The 16815-nt window shown below is 48.0% G+C and carries 17 protein-coding genes and 1 other annotated feature; of the genes, 1 reads left to right on the top strand and 16 read right to left on the bottom strand.

Features of this window, described 5'->3' with window-relative positions; translation table 11 throughout:
- Positions 1–2 precede the first annotated feature (2 nt).
- Genes yqeH through DHX103_RS15410 form a run of 3 tightly spaced genes read right to left on the bottom strand, consistent with a single transcriptional unit; the run spans position 3 to position 2439 of the window.
- A complete protein-coding gene (yqeH, locus tag DHX103_RS15420) occupies positions 3–1106 on the bottom strand; it encodes a ribosome biogenesis GTPase YqeH (protein ID WP_422123102.1) in 1104 nt (367 codons plus the stop codon).
- The gene (locus DHX103_RS15415; protein ID WP_422123101.1) at positions 1099–1635 is read right to left on the bottom strand and encodes a YqeG family HAD IIIA-type phosphatase; all 537 of its coding nucleotides are present in this window, start codon (positions 1633–1635) and stop codon (positions 1099–1101) included. Before DHX103_RS15415 ends, yqeH begins: the two co-directional genes overlap by 8 nt.
- 30 nt (positions 1636–1665) lie before the next feature.
- Positions 1666–2439 (bottom strand): phosphatidylserine decarboxylase, encoded by a 774-nt coding sequence (locus DHX103_RS15410; RefSeq protein WP_422123100.1) that lies wholly within the window; start codon positions 2437–2439, stop codon positions 1666–1668.
- A gap of 94 nt (positions 2440–2533) precedes the next feature.
- Between DHX103_RS15410 and pssA the strand changes: the two genes are divergently transcribed.
- Positions 2534–3073 carry a CDP-diacylglycerol--serine O-phosphatidyltransferase gene (gene pssA, locus DHX103_RS15405; RefSeq protein WP_422123099.1) on the top strand — a complete coding sequence of 180 codons (540 nt, stop codon included), beginning with the start codon at positions 2534–2536 and terminating at the stop codon, positions 3071–3073.
- A gap of 52 nt (positions 3074–3125) precedes the next feature.
- Here the strand turns inward: pssA and mtnN are convergent, their stop codons facing one another.
- The 13 genes from mtnN to mnmA all read right to left on the bottom strand — a co-directional run bounded on the left by mtnN (position 3126) and on the right by mnmA (position 16805).
- Positions 3126–3830, bottom strand: coding sequence for a 5'-methylthioadenosine/S-adenosylhomocysteine nucleosidase (mtnN, locus tag DHX103_RS15400; protein WP_422123098.1), 705 nt, complete (start codon positions 3828–3830; stop codon positions 3126–3128).
- A gap of 123 nt (positions 3831–3953) precedes the next feature.
- On the bottom strand, positions 3954–4724 hold the full coding sequence (locus tag DHX103_RS15395) for a YrrS family protein (RefSeq protein WP_422123097.1): 771 nt from the start codon (positions 4722–4724) through the stop codon (positions 3954–3956).
- A 166-nt stretch (positions 4725–4890) separates the two neighbouring features.
- Positions 4891–5367 (bottom strand): transcription elongation factor GreA, encoded by a 477-nt coding sequence (gene greA, locus DHX103_RS15390; protein WP_422123096.1) that lies wholly within the window; start codon positions 5365–5367, stop codon positions 4891–4893.
- An 81-nt stretch (positions 5368–5448) separates the two neighbouring features.
- Complete coding sequence (gene udk, locus DHX103_RS15385) at positions 5449–6093, bottom strand: uridine kinase (protein WP_422124798.1); 645 nt, start codon at positions 6091–6093, stop codon at positions 5449–5451.
- A 12-nt stretch (positions 6094–6105) separates the two neighbouring features.
- A complete protein-coding gene (locus DHX103_RS15380) occupies positions 6106–6711 on the bottom strand; it encodes an O-methyltransferase (protein ID WP_422123095.1) in 606 nt (201 codons plus the stop codon).
- A gap of 90 nt (positions 6712–6801) precedes the next feature.
- Positions 6802–7926, bottom strand: coding sequence for an endolytic transglycosylase MltG (gene mltG / locus DHX103_RS15375; RefSeq protein WP_422123094.1), 1125 nt, complete (start codon positions 7924–7926; stop codon positions 6802–6804).
- A gap of 92 nt (positions 7927–8018) precedes the next feature.
- Complete coding sequence (locus DHX103_RS15370; RefSeq protein WP_422123093.1) at positions 8019–8327, bottom strand: DUF1292 domain-containing protein; 309 nt, start codon at positions 8325–8327, stop codon at positions 8019–8021.
- 13 nt (positions 8328–8340) lie between these two features.
- On the bottom strand, positions 8341–8757 hold the full coding sequence (gene ruvX / locus DHX103_RS15365; RefSeq protein WP_422123092.1) for a Holliday junction resolvase RuvX: 417 nt from the start codon (positions 8755–8757) through the stop codon (positions 8341–8343).
- Between the two features lie 3 nt (positions 8758–8760).
- On the bottom strand, positions 8761–9027 hold the full coding sequence (locus tag DHX103_RS15360) for an IreB family regulatory phosphoprotein (protein ID WP_144839114.1): 267 nt from the start codon (positions 9025–9027) through the stop codon (positions 8761–8763).
- Between the two features lie 88 nt (positions 9028–9115).
- Positions 9116–11740, bottom strand: coding sequence for an alanine--tRNA ligase (gene alaS, locus DHX103_RS15355; protein WP_422123091.1), 2625 nt, complete (start codon positions 11738–11740; stop codon positions 9116–9118).
- A gap of 498 nt (positions 11741–12238) precedes the next feature.
- Positions 12239–12447, bottom strand: a binding site (T-box leader).
- 79 nt (positions 12448–12526) lie between these two features.
- Positions 12527–14989, bottom strand: coding sequence for an ATP-dependent RecD-like DNA helicase (locus DHX103_RS15350; protein WP_422123090.1), 2463 nt, complete (start codon positions 14987–14989; stop codon positions 12527–12529).
- 23 nt (positions 14990–15012) lie between these two features.
- Positions 15013–15672, bottom strand: coding sequence for a tetratricopeptide repeat protein (locus DHX103_RS15345; RefSeq protein ID WP_422123089.1), 660 nt, complete (start codon positions 15670–15672; stop codon positions 15013–15015).
- Positions 15673–15686: 14 nt separating this feature from the next.
- Positions 15687–16805, bottom strand: a complete 1119-nt coding sequence (mnmA, locus tag DHX103_RS15340; protein ID WP_422123088.1) for a tRNA 2-thiouridine(34) synthase MnmA — start codon at positions 16803–16805, stop codon at positions 15687–15689.
- Between the last annotated feature and the right edge of the window lie 10 nt (positions 16806–16815).

Below are 16815 nucleotides of genomic sequence, written 5' to 3'. Positions count from 1 at the left end.
TCCTATATAAGAGATGGCCGCAGCATTACTTCGACACCTTTTGGTGCATGCACTGCGACAATTACATCCGGATGCTGAACCGTAACCCAGCCAAGACCGGAAAAGACGATATCGGTTTTTGCGTTTTTGATCCGGAATTCGTGACGCACCAATTTCGGATAATCTTCTTTAAACTCTTCCGAAGGTGGTGCCAGCATACCGCCAAAATGCTGTTCGTACAATGCATCGGCATTGTCCAATTTCGTCCGGTGAATCGGCAGGTCATTGGCAATATGGAACGTGAATGAAGAGCGTTCCCCTTTGATGAAATCAAATCTCGCAAGCCCACCGATAAACAGGGTTTGTTCCGGATTAAGCTGGAAGACCCGTGGTTTGATCTCTTTTTTCGGCATGATTTTTTTCAAATCGGCCGTATTGAGGTAATGGGCAAGCTGATGATGGTTGATGATTCCCGGCGTATCATACAACGATTTTTTATCATCAAGTGGAATCTCGATCATATCGAGCGTTGTGCCAGGAAAATGGGAAGTGGTGATGATATTATCCTGCCCGGTCGCCTGTTTGATGATGCGGTTGATGAATGTGGATTTTCCGACATTCGTCGAACCGACCACAAATACATCGTTGCCTTTGCGGTAATGTTCAATCGCTTCCATCGCTTCCGGAACCCCTTTGCCGCTGGCGGCACTGACAGTCAAAATATCGACCGGTTTCAGGCCAAGTTTGTTCGCTTCGCGCTTCATCCATTGCAACAGTTTCTGTTCCTTAACTGATTTGGGCAATAAATCCGCTTTATTGGCAATCAACAGAATATCGTTATTGCCGACAAAACGGTGAAGGCCCGGCAGCCAGCTGCCGTTAAAGTCGAAAATATCCACGATTTTAACGATCAGGCCTTTGCGTTCGCCAAGGCCATTTAAAATTCGCAGAAAATCATCGTCAGTCAGAGAAACCGGCTGCAATTCATTGTAATTCTTTAACCGGAAACACCTTTGGCAAATAATCTCTTCTTTTTCAAGCGACGATGCTGGCGCGTAGCCCAACTTCCCCGGATGTTCTGTTTGGATCTGTGCACCGCAACCGATGCAATTTGGCATTTCACTCAATTTTTTCTTCCTCCCAAGTCATTAAACCTTTGTCTTTCAATCTCTTCATGATACGCCGCTCGACAAGTCTGTTGAAACGTGTAAAGAACCCGTCGGACTTTGCGACCGGCAGGACGAGGATCGTATGCAATTTATTGCGGTTGCCGCCGAAAATATCGGTCAGCATCTGGTCACCGATGACCACAACATGTTCCCGCTTGACACTCATGATTTTCAACGCTTTTCGAAAAGCTTTGCCCATCGGCTTCCGCGCCTGGAAAATGAACGGAATACCCAATGGATCCGAAAATGATTTGACGCGCAGCTCATTATTATTGGAAACGATGACGACCTGGATGCCCGCGTCCTTCATGGATTTCAGCCAGTCTATCAGCATCGGCGTCGCTTCGGGACGATCCCATTCGACCAGCGTATTGTCGAGATCGGTGATGATGCCGCGGATATTTTTATCCAACAGGCTTTCGGGTGTGATATCAAACACCGTTCTGACGTATTGGCTCGGTATAAATTTCTGGTACACTTTCAACAACTCCTGTATCTTCCAACTTAATGTTAATGATTATAGCATATTTGCCAGTGCTTCTCCCACTTTGATCGGTTCACCGTCCACAATATTCTCCGTAAAACGGAAACTGTCCGCTTCGAAAAACAAAACAACGGTGGAACCGAAACTGAAATAGCCGATCTCTTCGCCTTTTTTCCACTCATCACGCGTGTTTGTGAGTTTAATTGAATTTACGAACATGGCACCGACTTTGACCATCAACACATTGCCTCCGCCAGTTTCCAGTTCAGATATGAGCCGATAGTTTCCGCTGATGGGTGCTTTGCCATACAGCAGTCCGGATTGATTGACCGGGTAGGATTTTTTGCCGAGCACGAACTGCCGTGAAATTTTACCGTCTGCCGGACTGTGGATCCGGTGGTAATTGGCGGGTGACAGATAAAGAACGGCATAATTTCCGTTCGCGTACCGCTTTGCCAATTCAGCGTTGCCCAAAAGTTCAGCAAGTGAATACTGCTGGCCTTTGACCATAAACTGGCTGTCCTCCTGCAATTTACCGGCAATTTCAACTTTGCCGTCAACCGGCGAAACAATGTCTGCATCCGCTTGCGGCCGACTGCCAGGCTTTAATTTCCGGATAAAAAAATCGTGAAGCGTAGGAAATTCTTCAATTCCCCCCATAATTTCATCCGTATTTATTTTAAAGACTTTCACATAATTCGTGATGGCTTTCCGACTCCCTGAAAACTTCGCAAAACGCTGCAACAGGTTGGAAGTCACAGGGCCATTCGTCAATTCTATTGTATATTGATATAACTTCTTTTTCATTCCGATACCTCCGTTATGATAAAAGTCTACCATTTTTTCCAAACGAACAGTATAATAAAAGGAACATCATTATGTGCGTAAGGAGGACTCTCCATTGATTTTTATAGAACGGATGGACCACACAATAAAAAAGTTGAAATCCCACACAGCAAATATGCTGACAATCGGGAATTTGTCGTTCGGTGGCGCAGCTTTGATGGCGGCGCTTAACGGTGCATACAGCTTCAGCGTGTTATTTATCTTCATCGCCGCTTTCCTGGACCGTTTTGACGGCATCGTAGCACGCAAACTTAACCAGGAGTCAGCCCTCGGCAAGCAATTGGATTCCATGAGCGATATCATTTCCTTCGGTGTAGCCCCCGCCATTCTCATTTATGAATTGGCGTTGAACGAATTCGGCATCGCCGGCATGGTATTCACAGTGATTTATATTTCTAGCGGAGCATTCCGCCTGGCACGTTTTAACATCACCGAATCGAGCGGTTATTTCACAGGGCTGCCGATCACTGCAGCAGGAACCATTCTTACGCTTTCGTATTTCGGGCTGGAGGCATTCCCTTCCGTCGTTTATATGTTCCTGATTCTGATCTGTTCACTGCTGATGATCAGTACGTTCACCTTAAGAAAAGTATAAGCAAAAGCTGCCGAGAATCCTCCGGCAGCTTTTTTGTATTTCATTTTTATTGTTATAAACGCGACACGAGGCGTTCCACTACACGCAGCACGATTTTTGTTGAGTGATCTGCTGCTACGGGCAGAAATTCTTCAAAGGATACAGACGATTCCTTGCCCGCAATATCCGATAGCGCCCGGATGACGACAAATGCTGTATCAAATTGGAAGCAGACCTGCGCCACTGCCGCTGCTTCCATTTCTGCCGCTTTCATCGTAGGAAACTGGCTGCGAACTTGCTCGACTCGCTGCGGGTCATTCATAAATGAATCTCCGGTGCCAATCAGTCCGATAGCATATGGCAGTTCCAGCAATTCTTTGACCGTTTTTTCAGCCAGCTCAATCAGTTCCGGATTGGAATGGTAAGTTGCCGGCATTTGCGGCACCTGGCCCATTTCGTAACCGAAGGCTGTGACATCGACATCGTGATGGATGACTTCATCCGAAATGACGATTGAACCGACTTCCAGATTTTCGTCAAATCCGCCGGCAGATCCGGTATTGATCACCAGCTCCGGTTTGAAATGCTGCAGCAGGATTGTTGTGGACATCGCTGCATTGACTTTGCCGATGCCGCTTTTCAACAGGATGATTTCCTGTCCCTGATATGTACCTGTTGTAAATTCACAATTTGCTATAACTTCCGTTTGCGTGTCCTCCAGGCTGCCGCGCAGCAATTCCACTTCTTCTTCCATTGCACCGATAATTCCAATTCTCATTTTTACCGTCTCCTTTAAAATTACGCCCACTGGGCAGGCCATAATCTAAGTTTTAAAATACTGTGACCCTTGTTGCTCAGCTCTAAACAGACCCTGTACTTGGTCAGAAAAAAAGACGCTGTTTTAATAAGCGCCTTCTACAGTATTCAGTATATCCATTTTAACAGGTTTCCAGCCTTCTGTTTCCACCCATTCCAAATGCACCCGATATTTTTCCGACTTATCTTTCGACTGAACGGTGCCGACGGATTTTTGCGGTCCGCCGCCATTGCCGATATGCAGAATATACATATCGCCTTCAGCCAATCCGGTAGCGTAAGTTATTGCGTCGATCTTTTCCTGCCAATCCACTGAATTGGTGTCGTAAACCGAAACATGGTCACCGCTTTGGCTTGTTCCTACCGGTTCCCAGCTTGTGTTGATGATGCTTTCTTTGACGATCGGATCATTCGACTCCTGGCGCGTAATTGTTCCGCCGGTAACAGAGCCTTGTTCTTCTTCCTCTTCTTCTGCAGCTTCTGTATCTTCATCTTTTTCAGCTTCTTGTTTTTCAGCAGCCGGATCGGATTCTTCATCCGCTGGAGCTTCTGCTTGTTCTTCTTCTGAAGCCTGGTCTTCTTGTTCCTGGCTTTCAGTTTCTTCTTCGGCGTTGTCAGTTTGTTCTTCTTCGCCGCTTTCCTCTTCGCCCGCTTCATCATCTGTATCTGTGGAAATCTGAACTTGTTCAGGATCCTGGGCATTGTCGGTGCCATTCGTCTGCCCGAAGAATATAAAAGCTCCCACGATAAGAATTAATGCAAATACCAGTCCAATCATTACATTCAACATTGAATTCGTGGAGGATTTGCCCTTCTTATTCACACGCGAGGGATAAGGTTTTTTTTCGTTTGCCATAGTTGTAGCCTCCCCTTCTTTGGTATTCTATCATAATTTCATATTACAAATTTAACTATCCTGATAAATTCGTGTGTCATTTGCGGTCTTTTCCCCGCTTGAGCAGATTCGCAAGCGGCGCTCCATTTAAAAACAGCCATCCTATGAAAGAATGGCTGCAGAAACATTACGTAATGGAAACGATTTCGATTTCCATTTCCCCGCCGGGAGTCAATACTTTCACACGATCACCTTTAGTGCGGCCAATCATGCTTTTTGCAATTGGTGAATCGTTCGAGATTCGGCCTTCGAGTGGATCCGCTTCTGCAGAACCTACAATCGTATACGATTCTTTATCGCCGTCCGGAACTTCCACAAATGTTACGGTCGTCCCCAATCGAACGGTGTCGTTGCTGATATCATTTGCATTTATGATCACCGCATTGCGGATCATTGATTCTAAAGTTGAAATGCGTCCTTCGACAAACGCCTGGTCTTCTTTAGCCGAGTCATACTCAGCGTTCTCAGACAAATCACCGAAATCACGGGCGATTTTAATCCGTTCAACCACTTCTTTGCGTTTAATCGTTTTCAGAAAGTCCAGTTCGTCCTCTAACTTCTGCTTTCCTGCAGCTGTCATCGGAAATTGTTTTTCGTTAGCCATTGTTCCCCACTCCTTCAACTGCTGACTATCGATTTTTGAAAAATCTGTCAGTATCGTCTCATCATAGACTAATTTCCAATTCTATTCAAGAATTGTTTTAATTTTTGTAACCATTAAATCAATTGCGACTTCATTTTGGCCGCCTTCCGGAATGATAACATCTGCGTAGCGCTTTGTCGGTTCAATGAATTGGTTATGCATCGGGCGCACGACGTTCAAGTACTGCTCGATGACCGAGTCGATTGTCCGTCCACGCTCATTGATATCACGCAGGAGCCGGCGTATGATTCGCAGGTCCCCATCCGTATCGACGAACAATTTGATGTCCATCAAATCCCTTAAGCGTTTGTCTTCCAGAACCAAAATCCCTTCCAGTATGATAACATCTTTCGGGGCAATTGGAATAGTTTCTTCCGCACGGGTGTGGATTGCATAATTATAGACCGGTTTTTCAATCGGTCTGCGCTCCAGCAATTCATTGATATGTTCGATTAACAGATCTGTATCGAAAGCCAAGGGATGATCGTAGTTTGTAGCCAATCGTTCCTCAAACTCCAGATGGCTCTGGTCTTTATAATAATAATCCTGCTCAATGACAACAACGGAATGTTCCTTGAACACTTCGTAGATGGAAGTCGTAACACTCGTCTTGCCGGAACCTGAACCTCCGGCGATGCCGATTACTACCGGTCTGTTTTTTGACATGTAAGACTGCTCCTTGCGTATTATCGTTTTTTTCTAGCGCTTTTTGCACACTATGATGCCGTCCCCGATTTCGAGCAGTTTCGTGTCATAATCGCCATGCGCCATCATCCGCTCCTTGAACGTCCTCAGATTGCGGATCATCGTGCGCTTTCTTCGGGGAATTTCCAACAGCGGAACACTGGACATGCCGTGCATATGCATATTATCACAATATATTGTTCCGCCCTCATTAAGCAAAACTTCGTATTTTTCAAAAAAACGTTCATATTGGCCTTTTGCCGCATCGATAAAAATAGCATCGTAGCCATCCCCAAGTAAAGCAATATCCATTTCGAGCGCGTCCTGCCAGTATATGCTGATCCGTTCCTGCAGACCGGTTGCTCCGATAAATTCTACCGCTTTTTGATACCGCTGTTCATCCCGCTCAATCGTGTCAATGGTTGCATCCGGCAAAGCCTGCGCCATTTTCAGAGCGGAAAAGCCGATGGCAGAACCGATTTCAAGAATGCTGGCGGGCTTTTGCTCTGTCAATAAAGCCGTCAGATGGCTGATGCCTTCATCTTCCATAATTGGCACATGCTGTTCTTTGGCGAACTTTTTCATCGCCACAAGTGTGGTGTCAAATTGCTTGTCGTCCATACGTTGAAGCCCCTTTTCGAAACAGCAAAAATTCCTTCAAATGATAACATAAAACAAGAAGGAATGCGAGGTCGCATCCTTCTTGTTCCATTAATTGCCTATATACTTATCGCGATTTGCAAGATGTTCTTCATAAGTTTCAGCAAAATGATTGGTGCCTTCCGAGTCGGCCAGGAAGTAGAAAAATTCCGTTTCTGCCGGATCGAGAACCGCTTCAATAGAGGAAGCACCGGCAGAGGCAATCGGGCCGGGCGGCAATCCTTCATTGGTATAGGTGCTGTACGGATGTTCAAATTTATAGTCTTCGTTGAACAGCCGCTCGCGGTGCTCGCCCATTGCATAAATGACAGTCGGGTCAGTCTGCAGCCGCATCCCCTCTTTCATGCGGTTATTAAAGACCGAGGCAATGATTTCACGATCCGACTTTGCCGTTGCTTCTTCTTCCAACAAGGAAGCATAAGTCAGCAGCCAGTGAGGCGTCTTTTCCATTTCTTCGAGAACCACAGAATACGGTGAGATATTCGCCTGTGTCGCATCCAGCATTCCTTCGATGATCAATTCCAGCGAAGGATCTTCGTCATAGAATGGATATGTGGCAGGGAATAAATAGCCTTCAAGCGCATACCGGATATTCTCTCCTTTAATTTCTTCTGTCAGGAGACCCGGATAATTCGCCATCAGATTGTCGATATAAGCTTCATCCGTCACTTTGGCCATAAACTCTTCAGCCGTGTGATCGGTCTTTTCAGCAATGACATTTTCGGCAATCTGATCGAGTGTCAAACCTTCGGGAAAGTTGATGGTGAACAGAGGTTCACGATAAACTTTGCCGGTTTTCAAACTTTCAGTGATTTCATCCAATGTCATGGAGGGCAGCAAACCGTATGTTCCTGCCTGGAATTCCGATTCGTTATTGAACTTCACATAGTATTTATAGATGCGGGCATCTTCGATGATGCCGTTCTCTTCCAACAATGCTGCAATGCTGTCAAGATTCGAACCGATCGGAACTTCCACTTCAACGACTTCCTCTGACTCCGGATCCACCGGCGCCAAAGCTGAGGTCACGTAATTATAGCCTTGATAGCCTAAAATTGCTGCGGCGATCAATAGAATAAGCATAATTGCAAAAACGATTCGGCGCACCACTTTCACTTCTTTTTTCTTCTCTTTCATGCGGTCAAACATGATATCCAGCTTCGACTTGTTTTCCACGGGTTCTCCCCCTTACCTATTCTATCCCATTATACAAGAAATCTGAGCAAAAGAAAAAGGCGGAATTTGATTTCAATTCCGCCTTCCTGTAATTAAAGCTCTTCGTTTTCATCTTCTTCAGCAAGAAAAGTGTTCAGCATTTCTTCGATCATATCCCATTCTTCATCCGTTTCAACCGGCAATAATGCTCCGCCGTCCACTTTACCGTCAGCGTCTGTGCTTTCAGTGAATGAAGATGCCTGAATTTCGATTTCGCCTTCGTCATCTTCTTCAGCGCCTACCGGGAAATACAAAACATAGGATTTTCCGAAATCTTCTGAGTCAAATGTAAACAAAACTTCAAATAATTGTTCGTTGCCGTTTTCATCAACGACTGTAATGTGCTCTTGTCCGTGTTCCATTGTCGTCACCTCATCATTTTTTAAAATCAAGATAGCCTTGCAGAATCATGACTGCGGCCATCTTGTCGATCACTTTTTTGCGGTTCTTCCGGCTGACATCCGCGGAGATCAGCATCTTTTCAGCTGCCGCTGTCGTAAGCCGTTCATCCCATAATACCACTGGTATAGCATACGCTTCTTTGAGCAAAGCTGCAAATCTTTCGGATGCTTCTGCCCGTGGGCCGATGGAATTGTTCATGTTCTTCGGATAGCCGACCACGACTTCTGTCACCTCGTATTGGCTGATCAGTTCGCCCAGGCGGTCCATGCCGAATTCTTCAATTACTTCATTGATTTTTACAGTCTCAATGCCCTGAGCCGTCCAGCCGAGTGCGTCGCTGATTGCAACGCCGACTGTTTTAGAACCTACATCCAGCCCCATAATTCTCATAATTTATTCCTCATTATTCTTTTTGATATAAAACTTCACAAGCTCTTCCAGCATTTCATCCCGTTCAAGTTTGCGAATTTTATTTCTTGCATCCTGATGGCGAGGAATATAAGCCGGGTCACCGGATAATAGATAGCCGACTATCTGGTTAATCGGGTTATAGCCTTTTTCTTCCAAGGATGCATGTACTTCCAGCATCACTCGTTTAACATCCTGCTCCATCGATTCATCAGACGAATCAAATTTCATTGTGCGATCGAATGAACTCACGATAAGCACCTCGCTTTCGGATTTAAATAGGTCAAACCTTTTCCGCTGCCTGATTCCCATTATATACGATAGGTGGCATTTATTAAACCTATTTGACTAAGTCGTAGACTGACGCGAGTGCACTGTCCAATTTGTCGGGTTCTTTTGCTCCGGCCATTGCCATATCCGGACGTCCGCCGCCTTTGCCTCCGCATTGCTCTGCCACATGTTTGACGATTTGACCGGCGTGATAATTGCCGCCTGCCAATTCTTTTGTCACTCCCGCCGCAAGCATGACTTTATCGCCGTCCACTGCCCCCAGCACAATCACTGCATTGTCCAATTTCCCTTTCAGATCATCCAGCATCTGGCGCAATTGGTTATTGTCTTTCGCTTCAACGCGTGCCGCTAACACTTGAACGTCTCCCACAGTTTGAACCGCATCCAGGATGCCGGCAGACTGCGCATTGGAGATCTTCGCCATCAGCGATTCGTTTTCACGCTGCAATGCTTTCAGATCCGATAGGAAAGTTTGAACTTTCTGGACAATATCTTTCGGATTCGATTTCAATAAAGCAGCCGTTTCCGCTAAAGTGTCTTCGCTGTTTTTCATGCTTTCGTAAGCACCTTTGCCCGTCAGCGCTTCGATGCGTCGGATGCCGGCACCGATGCCGCTTTCCGAGACAAGTTTGAATAACCCGATTTCCGCTGTGTTGCCGACATGGACGCCGCCGCATAGTTCGAGCGAGTAGCCGCCGATTTCCACAACACGGACAACATCTCCGTATTTTTCACCGAACAGGGCCATTGCCCCCATCTCTTTTGCTTCCTGCAAGTTATGATAGCCGGTCGCAACCGCAATGCTGTCCCAGATTTTATTGTTTACAGCCGTTTCAATTTTTTCGAGTTCTTCAGGCGTCACCTGGCCGAAATGCGAAAAGTCGAAACGCAGACGGTCGGGTCCTACATATGATCCTGCCTGGTTGACGTGGCTGCCGAGAACATCCTTCAATGCTTGATGCAAGAGATGCGTCGCGGTGTGGTTTTTCACTGTATGACTGCGTTCAGCGGAATCCACTTGGGCTGTAACAGCTGTTTTCGTCAATTCCCCGGAGTCGATTCGGACAGAATGGATATTTTGGCCATTCGGCGCCTTTTTAACATCCAGCACAAATGCCTGCACGAGGTCATTGCGCAAGATGCCGTGATCCGCAATCTGTCCACCGCTTTCCGCATAGAATGGCGTCTGGTCCAGAATTACCTGAACTTCTTCGCCTTCCTGCGCAGAGTCAACGAGTTCGCCGTCTTTGACGATGAACAGCACATTCGCTTCAGCAACTGTATTTGTGTAACCGATAAATTCACTCGGTTCCGTAATATTGCCGAGAACTTCTGATTGGGTCTGCATCGAATTGACATTCTGGCGGGCGCTGCGGGCACGGTCGCGCTGTGCTTTCATCGCGCTTTCAAAGCCTGCATGGTCGATTGACATGCCTGCTTCTTGTGCGTATTCCTCCGTCAGCTCGATCGGGAAACCGTAAGTGTCGTAAAGACGGAACGCGTCTTCACCCGGGATTTCATTGCTGCCGGCAGCCTTTTGCTTATCCGAAACGCTCGACAGAATTGCCAGCCCGTCATTCAATGTTTCGTGGAAACGTTCTTCTTCCAGTTTCATAACGCGCACAATAAAGTCTTCTTTATCGCTCACTTCCGGGTAGAACGTTTTCATGATGTTGCCGACAACCGGCACCAATTCGAACAGGAACGGTTTCTCAATGCCCAATTTTTTCGCGTAGCGGACTGCCCGGCGCAGAAGTCTGCGCAGCACATAACCGCGGCCTTCATTGGATGGCAACGCACCGTCGCCGATTGCAAAAGCGACTGTCCGCACGTGGTCGGCAATGACTTTGAATGCAAGATCGCCTTCTTTGTCTTCGCCGTACTTCTTGCCGGAAACCTCTTCGGTTTTCCGAATGATCGGCATAAACAGATCGGTATCGAAGTTCGTCGGAACGTCCTGAACGACACATGCCATCCGCTCAAGTCCCATCCCTGTATCGATGTTCTGTTTTGGCAGCGGCGTATACGTGTGATCCGCATTATGGTTAAACTGTGAAAATACCAGATTCCAGATTTCCAGGTAACGGTCATTTTCTCCGCCCGCATACAATTCCGGGTCGTTCGGATCGTTGCCGTAGCTTTCGCCGCGGTCATAGAATATTTCCGAGTTCGGACCACTTGGACCTTCGCCGATATCCCAGAAATTCCCTTCCAAACGGATGATGCGTTCCGGCGGTACACCGACTTCGTTGAGCCAGATGCCGTAAGCTTCTTCATCTTCCGGGTGAACCGTCACCGACAAGAGTTCCGGATCGAAGCCGATCCATTTCTCTTCTGTCAAAAATTCCCATGCCCAGTGAATCGCTTCTTTTTTGAAGTATTCACCAATCGAGAAATTTCCGAGCATTTCGAAGAAAGTATGGTGGCGTGCCGTCACCCCGACGTTTTCGATGTCGTTCGTGCGGATTGATTTTTGTGCGTTAACAATACGCGGATTTTTCGGAATGACGCGGCCGTCGAAATATTTCTTTAAAGTCGCCACACCGCTGTTGATCCACAGCAACGACGGATCCTCAAATGGCACGAGCGGTGCACTTGGCTCCTGGTCGTGGCCTTTTTCTTTAAAAAAGTCTAAATAAAGCTGTCTGATTTCTTCTGCTTTTAAATTCTTCATGTTTTTTCCTCCTAATAACTTAATTGTGATTGATTTCCGATATTCCGCAAAACAGCTTCGCTTGCCTGGGGGCTTGCGCTGAGCTAACTCGGTCTCGTTTCACTTCGCCCGAGTGGATCTCAGCACTTCGCTTGGTCCCCATGGCGTCTTCGCTGTTTTGCTCCATATCTAAGTAATTTACCATTAGATGAATGAGCGGAAGGCGGCGAAGAGCAAAGATGTGCTCCTGCATCGCTCCGCTGCTTCGTCGCAAAGACTTGTCCTCGCAGGCTTCGGCCAATGTCTTTCCTGCGGGAATAGAGTGAGTCCTGAGACCCCGCAGGGCGCGCTAGCGACCGAGGAGGCTCAGGCCGCTCCCCGCGGAAAGCGTCCGCCTGCCTCTGCATCGCTCCGCTAGCTTCGAGGCACGGAAAAGAGTTGGAGCGATTTCATCTGGCTGTGACACCAATTAATTAGACCAGGGATAAAATAAAAATAGCCTCCATCCCTTGCGTAAACGCAAGGGACGAAGGCTATCTGTTCGCGGTACCACCCTAATTACACGGCATAATCTCCGTGTCTCTCATTGGTGCCTTAACGCGGCTTGACGGCAGGGATTGGCTGCACTCAGGAGTAGCTTTCTAAAGGATCATCGCGAAGGCCCTTTCAGCCGGGGAGCCTATTTCTGAACGGATGCTACTTTATACTTTCTCCATCAACGTTTTCTATATCTGTATAAGTTGAATTATAGGAAAATAATTGTTCCCTGTCAACAGCCGGAGCTGAAAGGGTTCCACAGAGCATAATCTATGACTCGATAAAGTCGCGCGGGGTGACCCCTTTCATGCCGATCAATGGATGGATGGCATGGACATTATCGTTCGTTAATGCCACTGGGCCTTCGGTTTCGGCAGGCACCGGTTGTTCCTTGAGAATCTGCGGTTCAGAAGTTTTCACTTCGTCTGCCGCTCTCTCTGTTTTATTGCCATCCGTTGTCGGTTCGGACAGCGACAAACGGTCTCTCAAAGTCGTCAGCCGTTTGGTGTCATCGGTGCGTTCGACGCCATAGCGGAATACGCCCGGGTCTCCGCACAGAATCAGAAAATCCTTGCTGCGGGTAATGCCTGTATAGAGAAGATTGCGCCGCAGCATTTTCATATAGCCGCGGACGACCGGCATGATGACGGTCGGAAATTCCGAGCCCTGTGATTTATGGATCGAGCAGCAATACGCCAAAGTCAGCTGATTCAAATCGCTGCGCTGGTAAGTCACTTCGATGCCGTCAAATGACACGACAAGCAAATCCTGCTTTTCGACCGTCTCTTTCGCTTTCATGATGGCGACCACTTCGCCCATGTCGCCGTTGAAGACATTGCTTTCCGGCTGATTGATGAGCTGCAGCACTTTGTCGTTGATGCGGTAGGTGATGTCGCCGAAAACGAGTTCTTTGCGCTGCCCGTCATCGTTCGGGTTGACCATTTGCTGGATCAGCTTATTCAATGCGTCAATTCCCGCCGGCCCTTTGTACATCGGCGCCAGCACTTGAATGTCTTTGATGTGATGGCCTTTGGCAAGTGCGCTTTTGACGACTTTTTCAACCACTTCCGGTATTTGCTCGGCCCCGGCTTTGATGAACGACCGGTCTGCCGTCTTGGCGGTAATGTCCGCCGGCAATTGGCCTTTTTTCATCTGATGCGCCAGTTCGATGATCGATGAACCCGAAGTCTGGCGGTATATATCCGTCAGTTCAACTGTTGGAATGCGCTTCGATTCAAGAAGATCCCGCAGCACCTGCCCCGGTCCGACCGGCGGCAGTTGATCCTGGTCACCCACGAAAATAATCTGGGCATCATCCGGCACAGCCTTCAGCAATTGATGTGCAAGCCACGTATCGACCATCGACATCTCATCGATGATGATCAGTTTGCCTTCGATTTCTTTTTCGGTTTCTTCTTCCCGCTCCTGCCCGTTAAATCCGAGCAAGCGGTGAATCGTCATCGCCGGCAGGTCCGTCGATTCGCTCAGCCGTTTTGCGGCGCGTCCCGTTGGAGCCGCCAGGATGATCGGAAACGGCTCTTTTTTCTTGGCGTAATCTTTCGGATCCAGTGACAAACCGTGGAGCTCGCCATAGACTTCAACCAGTCCGCGGACGACGGTCGTCTTGCCGGTTCCGGGCCCGCCCGTCAGGATCATGACAGATGAATTGATGCTGGATTCGATGGCCTGCACTTGCGTTTCGGCGTAATTGACGCCGAGCCGCTCTTCCGCTTCGCCGAGCGCTTTGCGCACTTCTGATGATGGAAATCCGTCACGCGTTTCCTGGGAAGCAAGCAAAGTTTCCAGTTTCGTCGCAATGCCGACTTCGGAATAATACAGCGACGGCAAATAAAGACGCGTTTCTTCCCCCGCGACTTTTGATTCTTCATTTAATTCGATGGCCGCTTTGGATATGGCATCGAGCGAAATTTCTTCCTGCTGCCTCGCTTCGAGCATTTCCTTTACTTGCGGAATCAGGGTTTTCGCATCGATGTAGACATGCCCTTCCGATAAAGACGCCTGATTCAACAGGTGCAGAATCGACGCTTTGATGCGATCGGGGTGGCTGCCGGTCAATCCGAGTTTGGCGCCGAGTTCATCCGCGCGCTGAAATCCGATGCCTTCGATTTCCTCAATAAGGCGAAAAGGATTTTTCGTCAGGATGTCAATCGTCTCTTCGCGGTATGCCTGAAAAATGCGCATGCCCACCTGCGGGCCGAATCCCCAATCATTGAGCTGGATCATCACCCGTTCAAGGCCGAGGTTCATCTGTAGCGTCGAGCGGATCGTGTCTTTCTTTTCGTCGGACAGTCGCGGCACTACGTCCAGCGCTTCCGGATCTTCCAGAATTTTTTTGATGGCATTCATGCCCAGTTTTTTGACGATGGTTTCTGCCGTCTTCCGCCCGATGCCGTTGAACATATCGCTCGACAAATAATGGACGATGCCTTGTTCTGTTTCCGGCACTTCTTTGGAGAAGGTCTCCACCTGAAACTGGATGCCGTAGCGCGGATGGTTTTTCACCGCTCCCGTAAAACGGTATTCCTCTTCAATGGAGAGTTCCGGAAAATAACCGGAAACGATGATTTCTTTTTCTGTATAGGAGGTGTTGGTCTGTTGGATTTTCACTTTTGCGATGGTGAAAAGATTTTGGGGATTATGAAAAATCGAAACGACCGGCCGACCCAGCACAAATTGCGTTTCTTCCTGGAATAAATCAATTTGTCCTGTCATGCCGATCGTTCCCCTTTCATGTTTTATTGCAGATTTGTCTTAATCATATCATACGCATAGCGCGCCATTTCATTTTCTTCATCGAGTGTAAATGCCTGTTCGAGATGATGCATGGCATCGCTCGTGCGGTTGGTTGAAACGGCATATAAAACACCGAGATTATAATGTGCATCCGAATGGTTCGGCTCCAGTTCCAGCACTTTCAGAAATTGAGGCTCCGCCAAGTCGAATATTTCCATCGATGCGAGGCTGACGCCGTAGCTCATGCGCGCCGGAACATCGGTCGGGTCGAGTTCCACTGCACGCTGCAAATAAGGCAGCGCCAATTTCGACTGGCCAAGCCGCTCCAGGCATTTGCCCATCATGAAATGGGCGTCGGCGCCTGCCAATTGATACTGTACCGCTTTTTCGTACAATTTCAACGCTTCCTCGAAACGTTCAGCGTTGAAATAAAGATTTGCCAACCCGTAATAAGCAGTGGCGGACGTTTCGTCCAGCGTAATCGCTTTTTGGAAAAAGCGCTCGGCCCGTTCGGTTTCTTCCATTGAAGTTAATACATGGCCGAAATTGATATAGCCGAGCGGATTTTGTGGTTCTTCTTCGATCGCTTTCGTAAACGCTTCTACCGCTTGTTCGGTTTTGCCATCCTGAATGGCCTGTATACCGATTTCATTGTAATTCATCCGAATCTCTCCCATTACCCTACGTATTCAAGGCGTGCGCCTTTTTTAAACACTTTGTCGATTGTTCCGCCGCCCAGGCATTCGTCGCCGTTATAGAAAACGACCGCCTGTCCCGGTGTGATGGCGCGAACCGGCTCGTCGAATGTGACAATCGCTTCGCCGTCGATGATTTCCACCGTCACTTTCGTATCTTCCTGGCGGTAGCGGAATTTGGCTGTGCATGCGAATTTCTCCGTCGGCGCGGTGTTTGAAGTAAAGCTCAGATTTACAGCACTCAGGCTGTCTGAATACAACGCGTCGTGGTGGAAGTTCTGCCCCACATATAAAATATTGCGGTCGAGGTCTTTGCCGATGACGAACCACGGATCGCCCGCTCCGCCGATGCCAAGGCCCTGGCGCTGGCCGATTGTGTAATACATCAAGCCATCATGTGTGCCCATCGAGACGCCTTCCATCGTTTCCATCGCTCCTGGTTGTGCCGGCAGATATTGACCGAGGAATTCCTTGAAATTGCGCTCGCCAATAAAGCAGATGCCGGTCGAATCTTTTTTCGTGGCTGTGGCAAGTCCTGCTTCCAATGCGATTTCGCGCACGCGTTTCTTTTCCATATCGCCGATCGGGAACATCACTTTTGATAATTGCTCCTGATCCAATTGGTTGAGGAAGTAAGTCTGGTCTTTATTGTTATCCTGGCCGCGCAGCATTTTCGTTTCGCCGTTTTCCGCGTGCTCCACCTGTGCGTAATGGCCGGTCGCCAAATAATCAGCGCCGAGGCTCAAGGCGTGCTCCAGGAATGCTTTGAATTTGATTTCTTTATTGCACATGACGTCTGGATTCGGCGTTCTGCCGGCTTTGTATTCTTCCAGAAAATAGGTGAAAACCTTATCCCAATATTGTTTTTCAAAATTGACGGCGTAATACGGAATGCCGATTTGGTTGCAGACCCGGATGACGTCTTCGTAATCATCCGTCGCTGTGCAGACGCCGTTTTCGTCGGTGTCATCCCAGTTTTTCATGAAGATGCCGATGACATCGTAGCCTTGTTCTTTCAATAAATAAGCGGCAACCGAAGAATCGACTCCTCCGGACATGCCGACAACTACCCGCGTATCCTGCGGTGTTTTTTCTGTCATATCCATCACC

Source organism: Planococcus daihaiensis, from assembly GCF_049262615.1.
Taxonomy (GTDB): domain Bacteria; phylum Bacillota; class Bacilli; order Bacillales_A; family Planococcaceae; genus Planococcus.
The sequence above is the reverse complement of the archived record's forward strand: the minus strand, read 5'-3'. Positions and strand labels throughout refer to the sequence as shown.

Bases quoted from the DNA above. Each gene is read 5' to 3' on its own strand.
- greA (WP_422123096.1), bottom strand. From the start codon at position 5,367: ATGGCTAACGAAAAACAATTTCCGATGACAGCTGCAGGAAAGCAGAAG.
- DHX103_RS15380 (WP_422123095.1), bottom strand. From the start codon at position 6,711: ATGGACGACAAGCAATTTGACACCACACTTGTGGCGATGAAAAAGTTC.
- DHX103_RS15410 (WP_422123100.1), bottom strand. From the start codon at position 2,439: ATGAAAAAGAAGTTATATCAATATACAATAGAATTGACGAATGGCCCT.
- mtnN (WP_422123098.1), bottom strand. From the start codon at position 3,830: ATGAGAATTGGAATTATCGGTGCAATGGAAGAAGAAGTGGAATTGCTG.
- DHX103_RS15345 (WP_422123089.1), bottom strand. From the start codon at position 15,672: ATGAATTACAATGAAATCGGTATACAGGCCATTCAGGATGGCAAAACC.
- DHX103_RS15395 (WP_422123097.1), bottom strand. From the start codon at position 4,724: ATGGCAAACGAAAAAAAACCTTATCCCTCGCGTGTGAATAAGAAGGGC.
- mnmA (WP_422123088.1), bottom strand. From the start codon at position 16,805: ATGACAGAAAAAACACCGCAGGATACGCGGGTAGTTGTCGGCATGTCC.
- DHX103_RS15350 (WP_422123090.1), bottom strand. From the start codon at position 14,989: ATGACAGGACAAATTGATTTATTCCAGGAAGAAACGCAATTTGTGCTG.
- DHX103_RS15370 (WP_422123093.1), bottom strand. From the start codon at position 8,327: ATGGAACACGGACAAGAGCACATTACAGTCGTTGATGAAAACGGCAAC.
- ruvX (WP_422123092.1), bottom strand. From the start codon at position 8,757: ATGAGAATTATGGGGCTGGATGTAGGTTCTAAAACAGTCGGCGTTGCA.
- alaS (WP_422123091.1), bottom strand. From the start codon at position 11,740: ATGAAGAATTTAAAAGCAGAAGAAATCAGACAGCTTTATTTAGACTTT.